The sequence below is a fragment of the Stutzerimonas marianensis genome (assembly GCF_022810315.1).
GTDB lineage: Bacteria > Pseudomonadota > Gammaproteobacteria > Pseudomonadales > Pseudomonadaceae > Stutzerimonas > Stutzerimonas marianensis.
In genome coordinates this window covers 1-20573 of the sequence record NZ_JALGRD010000017.1, presented here as the reverse complement: position 1 = coordinate 20573, position 20573 = coordinate 1, and the positions used below count along the sequence as shown (strand labels likewise).

Below are 20573 nucleotides of genomic sequence, written 5' to 3'. Positions count from 1 at the left end.
GCCCCTACATGGATGGCGTCGATCCGCGACGCCCGAGCGCGCCGCAACGGCCCCGTTCACCTCGTCCCACCGCAGACACACGACACCTCTCGTTGGGGCGAATTTATTTGCCCTGCGCCCTTCCGCCGCTCCCTTCGGGCGAATGAATTCGCCCCTACATGGATGGCGTCGATCCGCGACGCCCGAGCCAGCCGCAACGGCCCCGTTCACCTCTTCCCGGCGCATACACACGCCACCTCTCGTTGGGGCGAATTTATTGGCCCGGCGCCCTTCCGCCGCTCCCTTCGGGCGACTAAATTCGCCCCTACATGGATGGCGTCAATCCTGATGCCCGAGCCGGCCGCACCGGCCCCGAACACCTCGTCCTCCCCGCAAACACACGGCACCACGTAGGGCGAATATATTCGTCCAGTGCCCTACCGCCGCTCCCTTCGGGCGAATAAATACGCCCCTACATGGATGGCTTCGATCCTGAACCCTGAGGCGGCCGCAACGGCCCCGAACACCTCGTCCTACCCGCAAACACACGGCACCTCGTAGGGCGAATTTATTCGTCCAGTGCCCTTCCGCCGCTCCCTTCGGGCGAATAAATTCGCCCCTACATGGAGGGCGTCAATCCTGATGCCCGAGCCGGCCGCACCGGCCCCGAACACCTCGTCCTACCCGCAAACACACGGCACCTCGGAGGGCGAATTTATTCGTCCAGTGCCCTTCCGCCGCGCCCTTCGGGCGAATGAATTCGCCCCTACATGGTTGACGTCGATCCTGACACCGAGCCGGCCGCAACGGCCCCGAACACCTCGTCCTACCCGCAAACACACGGCACCTCGTTGGGCGAATTTATTCGTCCAGTGCCCTTCCGCCGCTCCCTTCGGGCGAATGACTTCGCCCCTACATGGTTGACGTCGATCCTGACCCCGAGCCGGCCGCAACGGCCCCGAACACCTCGTCCCACCCGCAAACACACGGCGCCTCTCGTAGGGGCGAATTTATTCGCCCGATGCCTTCCGCCGAGCCCGATGCCTTCCGCCGAGCCCGATGTCGTTCCGGCGTAGGCCGGCGCATTGCACCGCGCCGTCGACTCAAGGTCGAAACCCTATGGCCTCGACACCTCCGTATCGATTCACCTACTTCATCCATCTGCTCCATATGGCGTATCTGCTCGTCCTCAGTCCGCTGGCCACAGCCGACGCGGGCCTGAAGGAGGTGCTCGACCGGGCCGAACGTCTGGCACCGCTGGAAACCCTGATCATCGCCCGGCAAGGCGAGGTCATCCTCGAGCGCGGTTTTCGTGGCCACCGCACCACTACACCGACCAACATCAAGTCAGCTTCCAAATCGGTGATCTCCGCGCTGGTCGGCATCGCCATCGACAAGGGTGTTCTCGAAGGCGTCGATCAGCCCATCGCTGCGCTGCTGAAAGCCGACTTGCCGAGCAACCCCGACCCGCGCCTGAAGCAAGTGACGGTAGGCCACTTGCTCAGCATGCAGGCCGGGCTCGGCGCGACCTCCGGCCGCCACTACGGCGCCTGGGTGGCGAGCCGCAACTGGGTCCGCGCGGCACTGGCACGGCCGTTCGAAGGCGAACCCGGCGGGCCGATGATCTACTCTACCGGCTCCAGCCATTTGCTCTCGGCAATCCTCACGCGCCAGACCGGGCAGTCCAGCCTTCAGCTGGCGCGGCAATGGCTGGCGCCGCTCGACGGCTTTGCCATCAGTGCCTGACGCGTGACCCGCAGGGCATCTACCTCGGCGGCAACGAGATGGCGATGACGCCGCGCTCGCTGCTGGCCTTCGGCGAGCTCTACCGTCGCGGCGGGCTCACCGCGGCCGGCGAGCGACTGCTATCGCAGGACTGGATCGAGGCATCCTGGACGCCACGCACGCGCTCGCGGTACACGGGCCACGGTTATGGCTACGGCTGGTTCATCACCGAACTGGGCGGCGAAGCCGTGCGCTACGGTTGGGGCTATGGCGGGCAGATGGTCTATGTGGTGCCGGGCCTCGAAATGACGGTTGTGATGACGTCCGATACACGCCAGCCGTCGAGCGGAGCCATGGGCCATCGCGATGCGCTGCATCGGTTGCTCGGCCAGATCATCGAAGCGATCAAGCAGGCGGATGACACCCAGGCCGGGGCCGCGAACCGCCCCTGGCGCGGTGCTCAAGGCTGACGGACCGGACATGGCGCAGACACAGGTGCTTACTTTTTCGCGGCGCAGGCCCGGGGCGGCTGGTCTATAGAAGGGCGACGAAGCCCGCCCTGGCCCGAGGTGCCGTGTGGCTGGGGCTGCGATGCGCAAACGAAACGGAGGCCTTTCATGCACGCTTCGCTACGCCGTCTCATCGTCAAGGTGCTGTGTGGCCTGTTGCTGCTCGCCAGCACGGCCAGCCTGGCTCAAGATCAACCGCCCCTGCGCATCGGGATCATCGGCACGGGCGCCATGGGCAGTGCGCTTGCCCGCCTATGGGTGGAGGCTGGCCATGAGGTGATGATGTCTTCGCGTCATCCCGAGCAACTGCAATCGTTGGCAGACGAACTGGGTGAGCGCGCCCGCATCGGCACTCCCGCGCAGGCGGCGGATTACGGTGACGTCATCCTGCTGACCGTGCCCTACGGCGCGACGCCGCAGGTTGGACGGGATCACGGCACGCTGATGGCAGGCAAGGTCTTACTGGACGCCGGCAACCCGCGACCGGAACGCGACGGCCCGATGGCTGAGCAAGCGCGCTCGCTTGGCTCGGGCCTGGCCTCGCAGCGTTTCCTGGCCGGGACGCGGCTGGTCAAGGCCTTCAATGCCATATCGGCCTACCGCCTGCGCAGCGAGGCGCACCGGGACGGAGACCGGCTGGCCATCCCCCTCGCCTCGGACGACGAACAGGCGCTGGAGGTCGCCGCGCAGCTGGTCGAGGATGCCGGGTTCGATCCGGTGATCGTCGGTCCGCTCGCCAGCGCCAAACGCTTCGACTTCCAGACGGGCATCTCCGCCCGGTCACTGACGGCCCCGCAACTACGCGAAGCACTTGGGCTCTGACGCGCCTATGAGACGCGTCCACACGACCTGGACGGCGAACTCCTTCGCCCATCGAGCCCACACCACGCTCCGAAACGACGCCCCCCCGCACGGCTTCCAACCCGCATACCCGAGGCCAACCCCAATGCACGTCTGTAGGAGCGAATTCATTCGCCCAGCGCGCCCGCACCGCACTCCGAAACGACACCGGCTCGCCCGGCCTCCAACCCGCATGTCCGAGGCCAACCCCAAGGCACGTCTGTCGGGGCGAATTCATTCGCCCGTCGAGCCCGCACCGCACTCCGAAACGACACCGGCTCGCGCGGCCTCCAACCCGCATGTCCGAGGCCAACCCCAATGCACGTCTGTCGGGGCGAATTCATTCGCCCATCGAGCCCGCACCGCACTCCGAAACGACGCCACCCCGAACGGCTTCCAACCCGCATGCCCGAGGCCAACCCCGGTGCACGTCTGTAGGGGCGAATTCATTCGCCCACCGAGCCCGCACCGCACTCCGAAACGAAGCCACCCCGCACGGCTTCCAACCCGCATGCCCGAGGCCAACCCCGGTGGACGTCTGTAGGGGCGAATTCATTCGCCCATCGAGCCCGCACCGCACTCCGAAACGACGCCACCCCGAACGGCTTCCAACCCGCATGCCCGAGGCCAACCCCGGTGCACGTCTGTAGGGGCGAATTCATTCGCCCATCGAGCCCGCACCGCACTCCGAAACGAAGCCACCCCGAACGGCTTCCAACCCGCATGCCCGAGGCCAACCCCGGTGGACGTCTGTAGGGGCGAATTCATTCGCCCGTCGAGCCCGCACCGCACTCCGAAACGACGCCACCCCGAACGGCTTCCAACCCGCATACCCGAGGCCAACCCCGGTGCATGTCTGTAGGGGCGAATTTATTCGCCCATGGAGCCGCACCGCCCTGAGGGAAACGACGCAGACCTCCGCGACCTGAGCGAGGCGACTTTAATGGCCGGCTTTAGCCAACCGCTCCAACGCGGGGCGATCCAGGCAGCGGTAGCGGAACGAGGGACGACCGATCTGACCATAGTGAAAGGATTCTTCGAGCAGTTGCGCGTCGCTCAGGTGCTTGAGGTACTTGCGTACCGAGACACGCGACATGCCGGTGGTGGGCATCAGGGTTTCGCTGGTGAAGCTGCCATCATCCAGCGCCAGGATCGCCTGGGCGACCTGCGCCAACGACGCCGGGGTCAGGCCCTTGGGCAGGTCACCCGGTCGGCGGACTTCCTCCGGCGCCGGCTGGCTGAACAAGCGGTCAATGTCGCCCTGGCCGAGCTGTTCCGGCAGCCGCGACAGCGCTTCGCGGGCACGCCGGCAACTCTCCACGGCATCGCGAAAGCGCTCGAAGCTGAACGGCTTGACCAGATAATCCCGCGCACCAAGGCGCTGGGCAGCACGCACCGTCGCGATCTCCGACGCGGCGGTGATCAGCACCACATCGGTGTTGCGGTCCTGCGCGCGCACATGGCGCAACACCTCCAGGCCGGAGCGGTTGCGCAGGTAGACGTCGAGCAGCAGCAGGTCCACCGCCTCGCGCTCCAGCAACTCGAGCGAGGCCGGCACGCTTTCGCACTGACCAACCAGCTCGACGCCGTCGAGACGGGCGAGGTAATCCACATTGAGCCGCATGACCATCGGGTCGTCCTCGACGATCAGCACACGCATGGCAGTTTTCATGGGCGCTTCCCTTCCGCAGCGGTCCGATAGGGCATTTCGACCTCGAACAGGCTGCCGCGGCCTACTTCGGAATAGACCGCCAGGCTGCCACCCCATGCCTCGACCTGTTCCTGCACGGCGGCCAACCCGATGCCGCGCCGCTCGCCCTTGGTCGATACGCCCCGCTCGAAGATCTGTTCACGCATGGCGGCCTCGATACCGGCGCCGCTGTCCTGCACGTGCAGCGAGAGCAACGCCTCGTCGTAGTTCAGCGTCAGGCTGACGCGGCGCTCGTCCTGCTCGGCCACCGCCTCGAAGGCATTCTCCAGGAGGTTGCCGAGCACGGTTACCAAACCATGCACCTGGTCGGGCGCAGCGGCCGGCAGCGGATGTTCGACATCCACCTGGAACAGGATGCCGCGCTCACGCGCTTCGCTCTGCTTGCCCAGCAGAAAACCCGCCAGCACCGGCTCGCCGATGCCGTCGACCAGTGTCGTCGCGGGGGCGAGCTGGTGATCGGCGAGGTCGCGCAGGTAGGTCCGCAGGGCGTTCAGATCCCCCATCTGCGCCAGGCCGAGCAGCACGTGCAGCTTGTTCTTGAATTCATGGGTCGTCGCCCGCAGCGCTTCGGCATAGCGGCTGACACCGGTCAGCTGTTCGGCGAGGGCGTTGACTTCGCTCTTGTCACGAAAGGTCGCGATGGCCCCGATCACCTGGCCTTCATGACGGATTGGCGCACGATTGGCGAGGATTGCCAGGCCATTGAGGCTGAATTCGCGGTCGCGTTGCTCGGTGGCGCTGCTCAGAACTTCCGGCAGCCCGCTGTTGGGCAGGTATTCGGCGATCGGCCGGCCCAGGGGCGGCTTGCCCAGCCCGGTACTGGCGAGCAGCCGTTCCGCCGCCGGATTGACCAGCGTGATGCGAGCCTGATCGTCCACCGCTAGCACCCCTTCGCGTACCGAGGCGAGCATCGCCTGCCGCTCTTCCACCAGACGTGTGATCTCGTAGGGCTCCAGCCCCAGCAGTACGCGTTTGATGTAGCGCGCCAGCAAGTGCGCGGCGAACGCCGCCACCAGCATCAGCGCCAGCACGCCCAGCACCACGTCGCGGCGATGCTCGGCCAGCAGCTCGCCGAGCGAGGCCAGGGTAACGCCGACCGAGACGGCGCCAAGCACGCGCCCCGCTTCGTCCATGACCGGCGCGAACCCCCGAATGCTGGTGCCCAGGCTGCCGACCGCCCGCGAGGCATAGGTTTCGCCGCCCAGCGCGCGGTCCTCGTCACCGCCGCGGAAGGCGCGTCCGATACGCGTGGGGTCCGGGTGGGTCAGGCGCAGGCCGCGGCGATCCAGCACCACGATGAAGTCGACCCCGAGTTGCTCACGCAAGGCATCGATGTCTGCCTGTAGCGACCCGCCGTCGTCCACCGCCGATAAGGCGCGGCGCACGTCGACGCGCGCCGCGACGGTCTGTGCCAGGTTGGTCACCCGCGACGCCTGCCCCTCTTCGAGGGTGGCGCGCAGCTGCACGTTGAACAGCCAGAGCGCCATCGCGAGCGCCAGTACCACCATGACGGCGACCAGCAATGAAATCAGGGTGTTCAGGCGCAGGCGCAAGGGGGTCTCCTGAAGTTGGACGCGGGGCGCCGGGGTAGACGCCGGATCGAGCCAGCGCGCCGGCGCCGGGTCAAGCACGCGCTCGCTTTTTTTAGTTTCGTAAAGCTTTTTTAACTTCGCCAAACATTGGTACGGAAGCGTCCCTGCTTAAGCTCGCCCGGCACCTGCCCCCGCTATCCGTTCGCTTGCGTACGGTGGGCCGGCTGGCTAGCGCCCGACACGGGCAATTCCGCGAATCACCACCCGTACGTGCGCCCCCGGGCCGCCACGTTCGAAGGAGTACAACAATGAGCCGGACCACGCTGAGCGCTGCCATGCCTGACGGCAGCCCGAGCCCTTCGCTGCTTTCCCAGCGCATCTTCCATCTGCCGTTGCCGCTGTTCGCCATTGCGTTGATCGTCATGGCCGGCGCCATAGCCACCGACACCCTGCCCAGCGGCATGATCGGCGCGCTGCTGGTGATGATGCTGCTTGGCGAGCTGCTTGGTTTCGCCGGCGACCGCCTGCCGATCGTCAAGACCTACCTGGGCGGCGGCGCGATCCTGGCGCTGTTCGGTGCCGCGGCGATGGTGTATTTCGGCTGGTTGCCCGCTGCGGTTGCGGACGACGTGGCGACCTTCATGAAAGGCGGCGGTTTCCTCGACTTCTATATCGCCGCGCTGATCACCGGCAGCATCCTCGGCATGGATGCCAAGGTGCTGGTCAAGGTCGGCTCGCGCTATGCGCTGCCGCTGCTCTGCTCGGTGCTGTTCGCCGCGCTCTTCGCCATGGCCGTCGGCGCGCTGCTCGGGTTCTCCGCGCAGGACGCCGTGGTGGTCATCGCCATGCCGATCATGGGCGGCGGCATGGGCGCCGGGGCGGTGCCGATGAGCCAGATCTACGAGCAGCTGCTCGGCCAGCCGGCGAGCTACTACATCTCGATTCTGGTGCCGGCGCTGGCACTGGGTAATGTCTTCGCGATCATCATCGCCGGCCTGCTCAATGGCCTCGGCAACCGCTACCCGTCGCTGACCGGCAACGGCCAGATGATGCCCGGTGTCGACGTCGATGAGAAGGAAGGCGCCGTCACGCTTCCCGCGCTGGGGGTCGGCCTGGTCGCCGCGCTGAGCTTCTTCGTCGCCGGGCAGATTCTCGGCGAGTTCGTGCCGCTGCATCCCTATGCGCTGATGATCGTGCTGGTGGCGCTGCTGAAGGTGACCAACCTGGTGCCCGAGTCGATCAATGACGCCGCGGCGCAGTGGTTCCGCTTCGTCGCGCGCAACTGGACCTTCGCCCTGCTGTTCGGCATCGGCGTGGCCTTCACCGACCTCGGCCAGGTGATCGACGCCATCTCGCTGACCTACGTGCTGATCGTTTTCGCCGTGGTTGCCGGTGCGGCGTTCGGCGCCGGACTCGTGGGCAAGCTGGTGGGCTTCTATCCGATCGAATCGGCCATCACCGCCGGGCTGTGCATGGCCAACATGGGCGGCACCGGCGACGTCGCGGTGCTCTCCGCCGCCCGGCGCATGTCGCTGATGCCCTTCGCGCAGATCTCCTCGCGCCTGGGCGGGGCGCTGATCCTGCTGATCTCCAGCGTCGTGGTACCGGTGTTCTTTACCTGAGCCCTGCGTATCCGAACGCAAAAGCCCCGGCCTATACAGCCGGGGCTTTTCTGTTTCTGCCTCGCGATCCCGTCAGAAGCGGTACTTGGCAGACGCCGTCACGCTGCGCGGGGCACCGTAGGTCAACGCACCGTAGGCTTCGAACATGTCGAAGTATTCCTTGTCCGTCAGGTTGTCGACGTTCAGCTGCGCGGTGAGATTCTCGGTGACTTCGTAGCGCGCCATCAGGTTAACCAGCGCATAGGCCTCCTGCTCGATCTTCTCCAGATTGCCGGCCGGGTTGCTCGCGTAGGTGTAGATGCTGTCCTGCCAGTTCACCCCGCCACCGATGGTCAGCTTGTTGAAGGCGCCCGGCAGCCGGTAGGTGGTGAAGGCGCGCAGCAACTTGGTCGGGTAGCGGGTATTGACGTCATCGCCTTCGGCATCCCGCACCTTGAACTGGGTGTAGCCCGCCGCGACGCTCCAGCCTTCGGTGACTTCACCCGACACCTCCAGTTCGAAGCCCTTGCTGGTGGCGCCTTCGCTGGCCTCGTAGGCAAACTCGCCCAGGGTGCCGGGGATGACCACGCCGGTGCTCTGGCCGAGGCCGTCCTGCTTGATCTTGAAGATCGCTGCGGAGGCATTCAGTCGGCCTTCGAAGAACTCGGCTTTCAGGCCGGTTTCGTAGCTTTCGCCCACGATCGGGTCGAGCTGCTGCCCGTTGATGTCGCGCTCCGATTGCGGCAGGAATATCTCGGTGTAGCTGGCATAGGCGGACAGCTTGTCGGTCAGGTCGTAGACGATGCCGCCATAGGGCGTCAGCTCATGCTTCACGTCGATGTACGACGGCGTCCTCGAGTAGATGTCGTCGCTGGTCTTTTCATAGTTGCTGTCACGGGCCCCGATGATCACCTTGAGCGCATCGGTCACGTTCAGTCGCGTCATGCCATAGAGCCCCTTTTGCGTCACCTCGCCATAGCCGTACTCGGTCAGGGCACCCCATACCGGCGCCGGGAAATCACCGTTGTACGCATCGAAATTGGCAACGCCGCCGAAGCCGGTCTGGGCAAGCCGCGTATCGGCGTCGAAGTCCTGCTGGCTATGGACGTAGCCGAAGGCGACTTCATGCTCGCGCTCGAACAGCATCACCGGCCCGCCGAGGCGGACGCTGTAGTCGTCCTGCACGGTCCTGGTCTTGTAGGAGCCCGGAAAGGACGACATGGCCGAGCTGCCGTCGCGGCCCGGATTGCCGGAGAGATACAGAAGGTAGGAATCGGAATTGCGCTCGCCACGGTTGTAGCTCAGGCTCAGTTCCCAGGCGTTGGCAAAGCGGTGGTCGAGGTTGACGAAGTAGGTTTCGTAGGTGCTGTCCCACTTGCTCCAATCGGCGGAGGTGGTCTTGGAGCGGCTCCAATTGGTGCGGCTGCCGTCGGCATACCAAATCGGCAAACCACCCCATATGGGGGAGTCGGACTCGTTATCCTGGCGGCTCAGGCCGAACCACAGGGTGGTGTCGGGCGTCAGGTCGACGTCCAGGGTGCCGTAGAAGGTTTCGCGCTGCTTGGCCTTGCTGTCGATCCAGCTGTCACCTTCGTTGAATTCCCCCACCAGCCGCGCGCGTACCGTGCCGGCCTCGTTGAGCGCAAATGACAGATCGCCCAGGGTGCCATAGGTATCCCAGCTGCCGCCGCTGACTTCCACCGAGCCGGTCAGCTCGCGGCTGTTGGCGCGCTTGCGGACCAGATTCAGCGAGGCCGACGGTTCCCCGGCACCGGCCATCAGACCGTTGGCGCCGCGCACCACTTCCACACGGTCGTACATCGCCAGACTGCTGAAGATCTCACCGGAGCTCCAGGGCTGCTCCCAGATGGTCGGCACGCCGTCGATCATCAGCGAGTTGATATCGAAACCGCGAGCATTGAATTGCGCGCGATCCGTCTCGTAGCGGTTCACTGACACGCCGACGGTGTTGTTGACCAGGTCGAGGATCGTCTGCAGGTCCTGGTCTTCCATGCGCTGCTGGGTTATCACGCTGACCGACTGCGGCGTCTCGCGCAGCGACATGCTCAGGGGCGTCGCGGTACGCGCGGCACCGGTCGTGTAAGAGCCGGTGCCTTCTGTCACGTCAGTGACGGCCTCCCCCGTCACGGTGACGGCTTCGAGCGTGGCGGCCTGCTCGTCGGCCGTTGTGACGGCGTCCTGAGCGTTAGCCGGCAGGCCGGCGAACAGTGCACCAATGGACAGCAGGCGGATGGCGACCGACAGTGGGCGCAGCGCGGTCGGGCGAACGGCCAGGGTATCCGCCTGGCGGGGCGTGAGGGACATCGAGTGGCTTCCTTGTGATGATAGCGATTGCGAATCGTTATCATTATAGATAGCCAGCCCTCACAACCGGAAGCCCATTTGAGAATGAGTTTCGATACCGCCGAGGCTCGCGAGGGGCGATTCCTTTCCGGGGCAACCTCGCCTCACTCGTCGCAAGCTGAAGGCCGTCGGAGCGCAGCTGAAGTCCCGCGTTCGGCCCGGCCATGAAAAAGGCGCCTATCGGCGCCTTTCATATCGGACCTGATCCGGGCGCAGCACATCGCGCAAGACGGCTCTGGTCAGTTATTGGCGCGCTGCTTGGTCGAATCCAGCTCGGCCTTCTTGCCGGTAGTGACTTCGGTGATCTTCGCGGACTTTTCGATGGCGAAGTCGAAGACGTCCTGCATCCTGGCGATGGCTTCGGTGGACGTGCCGTTCAGGCCGCCGTCGGCAGCCCAGTCGAAGTTCCAGACGCCGGAGAGGCTGTCGGCGCCAGCGACATCGTGGGTCTCGATGGCGGTGAAGACATCCGGGTGGCGCTGCAGGTACTGGGCCGCCGCCGAGACGTCTGCCGGGACCTGGCCCGATCCGTTCTCGGCCAGCTTCGCCAGCTCCTGTCCGGTGATGGCAGATTTGCCTTCCTGGCGAAGATAATCGGCGAGGATCTTGCTCGACTTGGCGATATTCAGCTTGTCGTCGAACAGCGAGGTGGTGGTGTTCTGAGGCGTCGTGTTGCCGTGGGTGGGCGTTACGGTCGTAGACATCGGCTCTGCTTCCTGTTGAGGTTAGACACACCGCAAATGACAAGTCCTACGCGTCTGACCCTAGCACGCGGCCATTGGCCACCGTGGCCAGACACCACAGCATTTCGCAACAGCCGTCAGATTTCACAGCGTTTCACACGCCGCATCGCGACCCCGCCTGTACGGGTTCAGCCGGCTTGCCGCCCGGCCGGTTATCGATCCCGTCCGACGAAGCGCCGTTAACCCCATCACATCCGCTGCACCGTCAGGCGCGGGCCCCTTCAACACCGAAACGCGCTGCGCGATAGTCGCGCCTCACCACCGCTTTTCATCAAGGAAGATGCCATGGACAACGTCTACCAGACGCCCGCCGCCGAACTCGTCGAAGCGCCCGCTTCGCATCCATTCTTTGTCACCTCGACGCGCAAGATGCTTGTCCTGCACTTCGCGACTTTCGGCCTCTACACGCTGTACTGGTTCTACCGGCACTGGAAGGCGCAACGCGACGCGACCGGTGACGATCTCTGGCCCTGGGCCCGCGCTTTTTTCCAGATTTTCTTCACCCACTCACTGTGTCGGGCGATAGCCAACCGGCTGACCCGGGACGGACACGAGTCCTGGGACTACAGCGCGGTCGCGACCGTCTACGTCGTCGCCGCCGTGGCAGCGCATGTTCTGGGGCGGTTCACCAACGGATCGGTTGCCTTGGACCTGCTGACGATCGCCATCGGCCTGCTCAACGTCTTCCCGCTGATCGCCATGCAGCGCAAGGCGAATCTCGCCTGCGGTGATGAGCAGGGGCAGAGCAATGCGCGCTTCACGCCCGCCAACCTGATCTGGCTGCTCCTCGGTCTCGTCTGGTGGTCGCTCGCGATGTTCGGCTTCACCATGCAGTAAAGGCTCGGCCTGGCAGGTCCGGGACGTGATTTCCGCCCCGCCTGCCGCGACCGCTCAACCCCGCATTACCCGCCAGGCGGGCGTGTTGTCGTTGGGGTTGTAGGTCAGCTCGCTCTTGTCGAGCTTCTCCACCCCAATTGCGGTGAGCCAGGTGTCGAGATCGCCCGTGCTTATCTTGCCGTCGCGCCTGTCGTTCTTGGCCAGGTTGTCGAGCTGGTCGAAAAAGCCGCTGTTGTCGAGCAGAAAGCGTGCGGCCGCCTTCTCCTCGTCGCTGCCATCGCCATTGGCGATCTTCCCCAGATCCTTTTTGCTGACGATGGCGTCCTTGCCGTTCCAGTCGTCCCAACGCTCGCGAATGAAGTCGATCACGTCCTGATGCTCGTCGTAATAGGCCCGATCGAACTGCTCCTCGTGCGCGCCGACCATCTTCAGCCAGGTGTTGAGGTCGTTGGTGCTGACCTTGCCGTCGTGCCCTCCCTTGCCCCACTGGGTATCGAGCTGGGCGAAAAACTCGCTGTTGTCCAGCAGGAACTGCGCGGCCTGCTTTTCCTCTTCGCTGCCGTCGCCGCTGGCGATCTTCTCGAGGTCTTTCTTGCTGACGATCGCGTCCTTGCCGTTCCAGTCGTCCCAGCGCTCGCGGATGGTATGGATGACGTCACGGTGCTCCTCGTAGAAGGCCTTGTCGTATTTGGCCAGGTGCAGGTCATCGTCCAGGCGGTTGACCGAAGAGCCACCTTCCTGCGGCGTGTTCCTGAAGTTCTCCCATTCGTCTTTCTGGTAGTCGTAGATGCTCTGCCCCGGCGGTGCGTCGCGGCCTTCGTATTCGTAGAAGCTGTATCGGGCGTACTCGAGCTTGTCGCCCCAGTCGTCCTGAGCCAGCCCCAGCTCCGCCAAATCCTTGAACCACTGGCCTTCCTTGTCGGTGGCTTTCTGCTTCTTCTCGTGGTCGACGAAGATACCGATGATGCCGGTGATCAGCCCCAGGCCCGCCGTGATCAGGAACAGCGGGCCGGTCGCCCCGGCCAGCGCCCCGATGCTGGCGAACAGCCCGACGGTGCCGATGACCCCCGCTGTGGTGCCGGCTACGCCACTGATGATCTGCAGCGCCCCGTTGGCCTTGCCCAGGTCGCTGCCGTTGGCGATGGCGTCCTTGATGGTGAAGCCGCCGAGCACGATGTCGGCCACGCCCAGGATGTCCGGCGCCACGCCCAGGACCTTGGTCACGGTGCCCGCAACCCGTGCGACGGTGCCGGGCTTCACCGACGGAGTATCGGGCGTGTTGCCGGACAGCGCGTCCTGCACCGTGGTGGTGTCGATCAGGCTCGGCGCCGGTGTGGCGTTGCGGATCGAGTCATTGACCTGGCGGATGGCGTCATCGGCGATGTCGTCGGCCGGCGGGGTGCGGTTGTCGTGCGCATACATCTCGTCGAGCGCTTCGCGGTCGAGCTCGAAGTTCTCGGAGAAGCCATCGAAAAGGTCGCTGCCAGCCGGGGTGGAGCCGCCCGAACCGGCGCCGCGCATGCGCTCTTCGACCACCGCATCGAAGGCCTCGCGGCTGGGCGGCGTGATATTGCGCTCCTCGAGGTATTCCACCGCGTCCTCGTAGATGGTCGACAGCGCGTCGGTGTAGGTCGAATAGCCGGATGAGGTGATCGAGGGCGGCAGGCTGCGGTTGGCGGCGTCGTTCAGGTAGTCGCTGAAGTCACCGACGGCCTGTTCAGGCACAACGCCCAGTCCACTGGCCGCGCGCTGCTCGTTGATGCTCTGGTCGATGGCGTCCTGCGTGATGGTCAGGTTCTGCTCATCGGCAATCTGCTGCAGGCTGCTGTAGCGCGAGTAGTCGTCCGGCGGCGTTCCGCCGGAGCGGCTGATGATATCGTCGAGCAGGCGCTCGCTGGCCGCGTCGTCCAGCGTGGCGATACCCGAGGCCTCGGCGGACAACCTCACCTGATCCACCGCGTCGCCACCCCCACCGCTGTTCAGCGAGGCCAGTTCCAGCGCGCTGTTGGCGCGGCTTTGCACCTCATCAGGCAGCCCGGAGATGCCACGCTCACGCAGGAAGGCTTCGATCTTCTTGCCGAACTCACTCTCCTTGCCCCATATCTCGGGCAACGTCTTGCTCAGGCCCAGCAGTTCGGCCGTGTTGGTTTTGGTGAAGAGGTCGAAGATGCCGGTCTTGGTGAATTGCGCCCCTCCGCTGAGAAAGGTTACGAAGTCCTTGATGATGACCATGCGCTCGAGCGGCTCGTCGGACAGCTGGCCGTTTTTCGCCGACAGCATGTAGATGGCCCCGCCCAACGAGCCGAAGGCCGAAATGGTGCCCAACACGCCGTACTGGTTCAGCGTGCCGATCGCGCGGGTGAAGTCATCCTTGCTGACCTCGGCGGGGATGTACTGGGTCTTGAGCTTCTCATCGAACTCGGCCTGGGTCAGGGTGCCGTTGTTGAGCTTTTCGCTGAGCTCGACGAAGTCCGCCATCTTGGTCTTGTCGTTGAGCAGCTCGTTGTAGAACTTCTCGATGGTTTCCTGAACCCGACGCGGGATGTCGGCAGACTTGAGCACGGTCTTGATCAGCGAGCCCATGTCCCGATAGGCCATTTCCTTGTACTCGTCGGGGATCGCGTCCGGGTCGCCGACGAGCGTGTCGATCTCGACCATGATGCTGTTCTGCTTGAGCGCCGACTCGGCCTTGCGCGCACGCTCGGGGTCGAGCATCTCCAGGCTGGAAGCCAGGCGCGCCACTTCGGCCTGCGCCTCGGCACCCATGCCCTGCTTCTTCATATCCTCAAGGTATTTGACGAAGTCGAGGCTCGTCAGGGTGTCGTACAGGGTATCGGCCAGCGCGTCCTTGTCCTCGCCGCTGATTTTCTCGATGGCCTTGTCGATCTCGGCCTGAAACTCCTTGCCGATCTTGTCGTGCTCACCCTGCCCGGTGGTGAACATCTCGTTGAGCAGCTTTTCCACTTCATTGCCGTCGAGGATGTCCTGCATGTCCTCGCTGCTCAGCGTTTCGCCGTCGGTGTCGAACCGGCGCCACGTCGTGTCGCCGCCGCGGGGGTCTTCGATGTAGGGAGTGATCGAATGCCCACTCTCCATGGCCGCCTTGGCCTCGATGGCCTTGACCAGCTTGTAGATGTCGCTGTCCTTGCCGACCTTGCCGTCGTCGATGAGCTTCTTGTACTTGTCGAGCAGGTTCTTGGTGGCCAGCTCAACGACGCTCAGCGACTGCTCGTCGTCCTCGTCCGCCTTCTCGCCGCTGCTCTGGCCCAGCAGATCGAGCGTGTCGAGATCGGGCAGATCGTACGTGTCGCGCAGAGTCTGGATGCGGTCGCCGCCCTTGAGATGGTCGCTCCACATCTGCGCGACGCGGTCGTACATCTCCTTGTTCTCGAACTCGGAGACGACGTACTTCTTGCCATCCTTGGTTTCGAACTGGATGACACCGTGGCCGAACTCCTCCGGCCAGCCGAAGAAGGCGATGTCGTGCTCGGCCACATAGGTATCGGCGCCGGCCACTTCGCGACCATCGTCCGCCCGTTGCTCCAGGGTGTAACGCGACAGGCCGATCTCCTGCACCGACGCGAAGAGCTCCGGGGTGATCGCCTTGGACACCGTGACCTTCTCGCCGTCGGCGGTGGTGTAGGTCACCACCTCGGCGTCTTCCAGATTGCCTTGCCACTCGAAGCGGCGGTACTCGCTCCAGGGCAGGACCTCGGTGTTGCGATCGGCGATCGCGTTGCCTGCATCCAGAGCAGAGACGACCTGCGCCTTTTGCCCCGGCGACTGGCTGAGCTCGTGCAGGCTGACCAGAAACTTGTACAGCTCGGGGTTGACCGCACGTTCGACCAGCACACCCTGCCCGTCGAGTTCGTAGCGGATCTTGCCGTCCCGCGGCGCCTCGACGCGGGTCTCGTCGATGGGCGGCCATTTCTCGTTATCGGTCGCGGTGCGGTCGGGTTTGGGCTGCTTCTTGCCGTCCGCATTCGCACTGTTGCGCAGGATGGCGTCGAACTTGAGAGCGTCGTCACCGCCCCGGTCGACGAAAAGACTGGTCAGGTATTTCACGTTCACGGTCGTGTCCTCGCAGGAAATGGCGGCGGCGAACCCGACATCTGCGCGAGGGTAATCTCACGCCAGCGGCTGCGATCCGCGATGCGACATGCATTCTTGATCGAATGTCTTCATCCGGACGTTACGCCCAACGTTCCGTTGATGAGCGTGAAACCTTGTGAAAATGACTGAATGTCTCGCAGGGGCCTTCGGCTGGGCGGTGCGGTGATCATGCCGATCTCAAGCCCCACGGTGCCGCTGTCGTACCGAGTGCCATAAGGCCCGAAAATGAAAAGCCCCGGCCTTGCGGTCGGGGCTTTTTCGGTAGCCCTTGGGCTGGGTCAACCGCGGAAGTAGTTGACCTTGCGGTTCAGCTCTTCGGCCAGCAGGGTCAGGTCCTGGCTGGAGGACGCCACCTGATTCGACGCCGCCGAGCTGGCAACGGTCGAGTCGTGGATGCGCGTAACGCTCTGGTTGACTTCCTCCGCTACCGCGCTCTGCTCCTCGGAAGCCGTCGCGATCTGTGCATTCATCTCGTTGATCGAGCCCACCTCCTGCCGAATCTTGGTCAGCGCGTTTTCGGCCTGCAGCGTCTGCTCGACGGTCTGCTGCGCCAGCAGCTTGCTCGACTGCATCACCTCCACCGCCCTGCCAGCGCCGGCCTGCAGCGAGGCGATCATCTCGCTGATTTCGCTCGATGACAGCTGCGTGCGGTTGGCCAGCGAGCGCACCTCGTCAGCCACCACCGCGAAGCCGCGACCATGTTCGCCGGCACGCGCCGCCTCGATGGCGGCGTTGAGGGCGAGCAGGTTGGTCTGCTCGGCGATGGCGGTGATGACCTGCAGGATCTTTTCGATATCGCCGCTTTGCGCCGAGACCTGGTTGACGGTTTCGGTCGCGCTTTCCAGTACCTTGGCCAGGTTATGGATGGAGACGGCCGTTTCGCCGACGATCCGCGTACCGGTCTCGACCTGCTCGTCGGCGCTCCTCGCCGCTGCGGCGGCACGGGCAGCGAAGCTCGCCACCTCGTTCACCGTCGTGGCCATCTGGTTGATCGCCGTGGCGACCTGTTCGGCCTCGGCCGACTGGTGCTGGATCTGCTGGTTGCTGTTCGCCGAGGAGGTACGCAGTTCACCCGAGGCGACGCCGACGCCATCGGCGGCAGCGCGCACCTCGGCAATGATCGCGGTGAGGCGGCTGGCCATCTTCGCGGTCGCGCCCATGACGCTGTCCGGGTACGGGGTGACGATTACCTGGCCGAGATCGCCGTTGGCCAGATTGCCGATCACACGGGCCACCTCGTCCGGCTCGGCACCGAGGGTGGAACGCAGCTTGCGGATGATCACCACGGCGATGGCCACGCCCAGCAGAACCGCCACGCCGGTCACCGCGACGATGAGCGCGAGGAAGCCGCTGGCGGTCTCGCGGACCACGGTCACGTCCTGACTGATGCTCGATTCCTGGTGGTCGATGAATGCATTGATCAGCCGCAGCCATTCGGTATAGGCCCCGGCGACATTGTCCAAGAGGAATTCGTGGGCACGCGCCGAACCCTCGCTGAAGCGCAGTTCGACCACCTGCCGGGTCAGCGCATTGGTCTTCGCCTCGATGGTCTCGATCTGCTGCATCAGCTGCTTTTCTACGGTATCGGCGGAGGGCTGCGCGAGCATCGTCTTCATCGGCGCCGCCGAGTCGGCGTACAGCTGCGCCAGGCGCTCGATCTCCGCCACCTGCTCTCGGGCAAACGCGGGATCGGCCGCACTGACCGCATCGCGCACGGCAATGGCACGGTCGTGCACGCTGCCACGGAAGTTGATCGCATAGCGTTGTTTCAGACCAGCCTGGGAGCTGATCTGGCTCATGCTTCGGTCGATGACGTCGACTTTTAGCGCGCTGACCACGGCGACCGCCACCATCAGCGCCAAAATCACGAAAAATCCCAGGCCCAGGCGCATGGAAACCGACATCTGCTTGTTCATCGAACACCTCTTGCGGGGCTGCGCGGCAGCCAATCGGTCAGTCACTGCTGGCCCGGCATCTTCCGGGCAGGCCAAAACTTGTACAGCACAATGGCACATTGCCATTATCTGTACAACTTTATTCACTTTTGTCTGAACGCGCATGGAGTGGGCGCGCCTCAGTGCTCTTGCACGAACGCCTTGGCGCAGGCGGTGAGCGCAGACGGAACCGTGATCCCCGGCGAATTCGATCTTGGTCAGAAAACCGAGGGTTTCGCTGGACGCAGGAAACCGGCATGCAAACCATCGAGCAGTGGTTGAATGCCAACGGCACGCCTATCGAGCCCGCTTCCTCGCAGGTCGCCTACGCCGAGGCTGTCAGCGAAGACGGTAACGTGGTTGCCGCTGTGCTTCTGAACGATCACACCTTCATCGCCCGCGCTGGCGCGCCAGGCTCGGGTGGCGACATGGGCGGGATAATCGCTGGGTAAGCTCCCGGTCTATGTAACCGTCAGCGGCTTCTACTCGTATGGCGACGCCGATATCGACCGGGGCTATCGCAACGCTGGCGACATTGTTCGGTCAAGCGGCGAAACGGACGTGACCATCATCGGTAGCAAACTTCGCTTTGATTGGCTAAACGCCCTCACCCTCGGGTCCACCGCTTTCACGCCGTACACAAGCGTGAGCCATGTGGAAGCCAAATTCGATGGCTACACCGAAACGGGCGGTGGCTTCCCGGTTCGCTGGAACGACCGCACCGAGCGAACCACGACTGGCCGCGTCGGCACGGATGCCGTACATACCCTAAGCCCAACCGTGAGCTTGCTGGCCAGGCTCGAAGGGGTGCATCGGTTTGACGATAAAAGCGACGGTGCCCGCGGCGAGTTGCTTGGCCTGTCAACGTTTGAGCTTCCGGGCCAGGCCTATCGGCAAAACTGGGTTCGCTCGGCGGTCGGGGTGGAGGCCGCACTGGGTGGCGGCGTCGGATCGGTCATGCTCAACGGAACCAGCGAAGGCGGAGATGCGGACTATTGGCTGGCACTGAACTACAAATGGTTGTTATAAGCCGCTAGCCTTGAGTGATGAGAACGCCCGGTCTTTGATCGGGCGTTTTCGTTTACATCTCGCATGACTACAAACACTACGCTGCCAAACGCGGCCGCTTAAGACGGCCCACTCGCCTGGACCTAGTTGCGCCCGCTGACGTACGCATCGATGAAGGGCACAGCGCTGTTAGGGAGAACGGTGGTGGGAAGCTTGCCGTCCCAGCGCTCTGCTTTGGTCAGCTCAACCAGTGCCTGGTTCGCCTTGAGGGCGTCTGCACGCGCCTTGATGGCATCAGCTTCCGCCTCGCCGCGCAGACGGGTGGCCTCGGCTTCGGCACGCGCCCGGGCGAGCGATGAGTCAGCGGCGGCTTGTGCCTGAGTCACAGCGATTTCAGCGTTCACCCGCTCCCGAGCGAGGTCCTGCTCGCGCGTTTTCACCGCCACTTCGGCTTTCATCCGTTCCTCAATGGAACGCTCATACGCGTCGGAGAAGTCAATGTTTTCTAGCTGAACGCTGTCGATCACTACTGGCCCGGAAATGGCCTCGGTAAATGCCTTGGCATAGTCGAGGCCAAGCTGGCCCCGCTCCTGCACCGCACGAACGGCGGTATACCCACCGAAGACACGTTCGGCCTGCGTGCCAATCTGCCGGCTGATCAGCCGCTCGACCAGCGCCCCTTCGCTACCGAACTGCTTGTAGACACGCTCGACGTCATCGGGCGAGACATGCCAGGAAACCGAAATCGACATGGAGGCTGTCTGCTGGTCGCGGCTGTAGGCTTGGACGTTCTTGTAGGTGGTCGTCTGGTTCTGCACGGAAATGATCTTGACGCTATCGATCCACGGAACCTTGAAACCAAGACCCGGCCCGGCGACCGAAACAAACGCGCCGTTGCGCAGCACCACGCCGCGCTCCTTTTCGTCGATGGTGTACCAGCTGCTCATAACGCTGACGATAATCAGCAGGCCGATGGCAACGAACACGATCAGCCCCGATAGCGAAGGGATACGTGCACCAATGGAGTTAATGTCTTTCACGGGCAAGTCCTTTTGGCTCCTGAGGGGGCCGGATTATAGAGACTTACATGCGAGAAGAAGGCGAGCGGCTTCGCGGTCTTTAGAGCGCTGGCTAAGGAAATCAAGAAAGAAGGGCGCCCTTAGGCATCTTTCTTCATCGCTACGTGATCATCAGACCTTGGCGCGCTCGTAGCACTTGCGCTCGCGTTCGTTCGGTAACGGTGACGGAAAAGCCGACAGATTCATTTTTTCATGCAGGCCAGCGGTCTAGCTTGCCCTCTCCGCTCGATTCGCAGCGAGTTAATAGAGAGCTAACAGCTAATAGGGACAAGTTGGACAATAGGGGACAGACCACGATTTCGCGTCCATAAGTCGCTACATCGAATGCCTCGGACGCCCCGCCTTCCCACGCACCGCTCGACGCCCTAGAGCCTGTTCGACCTCCGATGCAAACCGGGCGTTGCCCAAGGCATAGTTGCCATTGGTTGCCGACCGAATCTGATCAACCAAGCCAGGATCAAGCTGATACCTGAAGAGCTCACGGTAGGCACTAGCTCGTAGATCGGCCGTTTCACCAAGTTGGGTATAGAGCGGATTCGCCTCGATGATTGCTGAAGGTAACCCATGCGCGTTAGGGAGACACTGCATAAATAGCCAG

General features: G+C 64.0%; 12 protein-coding genes and 1 pseudogene. 6 read left to right on the top strand and 7 right to left on the bottom strand.

Features of this window, described 5'->3' with window-relative positions; translation table 11 throughout:
* The first annotated feature begins 1038 nt into the window (after positions 1 to 1038).
* A pseudogene (locus MST27_RS22715) lies at positions 1039 to 2174 on the top strand (serine hydrolase domain-containing protein).
* 147 nt (positions 2175 to 2321) lie between these two features.
* Positions 2322 to 3035, top strand: a complete 714-nt coding sequence (locus MST27_RS21435; protein ID WP_243607915.1) for an NADPH-dependent F420 reductase — start codon at positions 2322 to 2324, stop codon at positions 3033 to 3035.
* Between the two features lie 958 nt (positions 3036 to 3993).
* Here the strand turns inward: MST27_RS21435 and MST27_RS21430 are convergent.
* Together MST27_RS21430 and dcuS are read right to left on the bottom strand one after the other, a co-directional pair.
* Positions 3994 to 4725 carry a response regulator gene (locus tag MST27_RS21430; protein ID WP_243607914.1) on the bottom strand — a complete coding sequence of 244 codons (732 nt, stop codon included), beginning with the start codon at positions 4723 to 4725 and terminating at the stop codon, positions 3994 to 3996.
* Positions 4722 to 6317, bottom strand: coding sequence for a DcuS/MalK family sensor histidine kinase (gene dcuS, locus MST27_RS21425; RefSeq protein ID WP_243607913.1), 1596 nt, complete (start codon positions 6315 to 6317; stop codon positions 4722 to 4724). Before dcuS ends, MST27_RS21430 begins: the two co-directional genes overlap by 4 nt.
* Positions 6318 to 6604: 287 nt before the next feature.
* Between dcuS and MST27_RS21420 the strand changes: the two genes are divergently transcribed.
* On the top strand, positions 6605 to 7918 hold the full coding sequence (locus MST27_RS21420; protein ID WP_243607912.1) for a 2-hydroxycarboxylate transporter family protein: 1314 nt from the start codon (positions 6605 to 6607) through the stop codon (positions 7916 to 7918).
* A gap of 72 nt (positions 7919 to 7990) precedes the next feature.
* Here MST27_RS21420 and MST27_RS21415 read toward each other — a convergent pair whose 3' ends face one another.
* Together MST27_RS21415 and MST27_RS21410 are read right to left on the bottom strand one after the other, a co-directional pair.
* On the bottom strand, positions 7991 to 10222 hold the full coding sequence (locus MST27_RS21415; RefSeq protein ID WP_243607911.1) for a TonB-dependent siderophore receptor: 2232 nt from the start codon (positions 10220 to 10222) through the stop codon (positions 7991 to 7993).
* 278 nt (positions 10223 to 10500) lie between these two features.
* Positions 10501 to 10965 carry a hypothetical protein gene (locus MST27_RS21410; protein WP_243607910.1) on the bottom strand — a complete coding sequence of 155 codons (465 nt, stop codon included), beginning with the start codon at positions 10963 to 10965 and terminating at the stop codon, positions 10501 to 10503.
* 324 nt (positions 10966 to 11289) lie between these two features.
* On the opposite strand from MST27_RS21410, the gene MST27_RS21405 reads away from it, so the two are divergent.
* On the top strand, positions 11290 to 11841 hold the full coding sequence (locus tag MST27_RS21405; RefSeq protein ID WP_243607909.1) for an MFS transporter permease: 552 nt from the start codon (positions 11290 to 11292) through the stop codon (positions 11839 to 11841).
* A 54-nt stretch (positions 11842 to 11895) separates the two neighbouring features.
* Here MST27_RS21405 and MST27_RS21400 read toward each other — a convergent pair whose 3' ends face one another.
* Together MST27_RS21400 and MST27_RS22830 are read right to left on the bottom strand one after the other, a co-directional pair.
* Positions 11896 to 15912: a DUF998 domain-containing protein gene (locus MST27_RS21400; RefSeq protein ID WP_243607908.1), complete on the bottom strand. Its 4017-nt coding sequence runs from the start codon at positions 15910 to 15912 to the stop codon at positions 11896 to 11898.
* Between the two features lie 320 nt (positions 15913 to 16232).
* Positions 16233 to 17870: a methyl-accepting chemotaxis protein gene (locus MST27_RS22830; protein WP_243607907.1), complete on the bottom strand. Its 1638-nt coding sequence runs from the start codon at positions 17868 to 17870 to the stop codon at positions 16233 to 16235.
* Positions 17871 to 18145: 275 nt separating this feature from the next.
* Here MST27_RS22830 and MST27_RS21390 point away from each other — a divergent pair, with 275 nt between their 5' ends.
* Together MST27_RS21390 and MST27_RS21385 are read left to right on the top strand one after the other, a co-directional pair.
* On the top strand, positions 18146 to 18340 hold the full coding sequence (locus MST27_RS21390; protein WP_243607906.1) for a hypothetical protein: 195 nt from the start codon (positions 18146 to 18148) through the stop codon (positions 18338 to 18340).
* Positions 18333 to 18917 (top strand): autotransporter outer membrane beta-barrel domain-containing protein, encoded by a 585-nt coding sequence (locus tag MST27_RS21385; RefSeq protein WP_275973351.1) that lies wholly within the window; start codon positions 18333 to 18335, stop codon positions 18915 to 18917. Before MST27_RS21390 ends, MST27_RS21385 begins: the two co-directional genes overlap by 8 nt.
* Before the next feature lie 122 nt (positions 18918 to 19039).
* Here the strand turns inward: MST27_RS21385 and MST27_RS21380 are convergent, their stop codons facing one another.
* Positions 19040 to 19927 carry a prohibitin family protein gene (locus MST27_RS21380; protein WP_243607940.1) on the bottom strand — a complete coding sequence of 296 codons (888 nt, stop codon included), beginning with the start codon at positions 19925 to 19927 and terminating at the stop codon, positions 19040 to 19042.
* Positions 19928 to 20573 lie beyond the last annotated feature (646 nt).

What these genes read in the sequence shown, in the direction of transcription:
- MST27_RS21430 (WP_243607914.1), bottom strand. Translation starts at nt 4,725, where the DNA reads ATGAAAACTGCCATGCGTGTGCTGATCGTCGAGGACGACCCGATGGTC.
- MST27_RS21405 (WP_243607909.1), top strand. Translation starts at nt 11,290, where the DNA reads ATGGACAACGTCTACCAGACGCCCGCCGCCGAACTCGTCGAAGCGCCC.
- MST27_RS21420 (WP_243607912.1), top strand. Translation starts at nt 6,605, where the DNA reads ATGAGCCGGACCACGCTGAGCGCTGCCATGCCTGACGGCAGCCCGAGC.
- MST27_RS21410 (WP_243607910.1), bottom strand. Translation starts at nt 10,965, where the DNA reads ATGTCTACGACCGTAACGCCCACCCACGGCAACACGACGCCTCAGAAC.
- MST27_RS21390 (WP_243607906.1), top strand. Translation starts at nt 18,146, where the DNA reads ATGCAAACCATCGAGCAGTGGTTGAATGCCAACGGCACGCCTATCGAG.
- MST27_RS21415 (WP_243607911.1), bottom strand. Translation starts at nt 10,222, where the DNA reads ATGTCCCTCACGCCCCGCCAGGCGGATACCCTGGCCGTTCGCCCGACC.
- MST27_RS22830 (WP_243607907.1), bottom strand. Translation starts at nt 17,870, where the DNA reads ATGAACAAGCAGATGTCGGTTTCCATGCGCCTGGGCCTGGGATTTTTC.
- MST27_RS21435 (WP_243607915.1), top strand. Translation starts at nt 2,322, where the DNA reads ATGCACGCTTCGCTACGCCGTCTCATCGTCAAGGTGCTGTGTGGCCTG.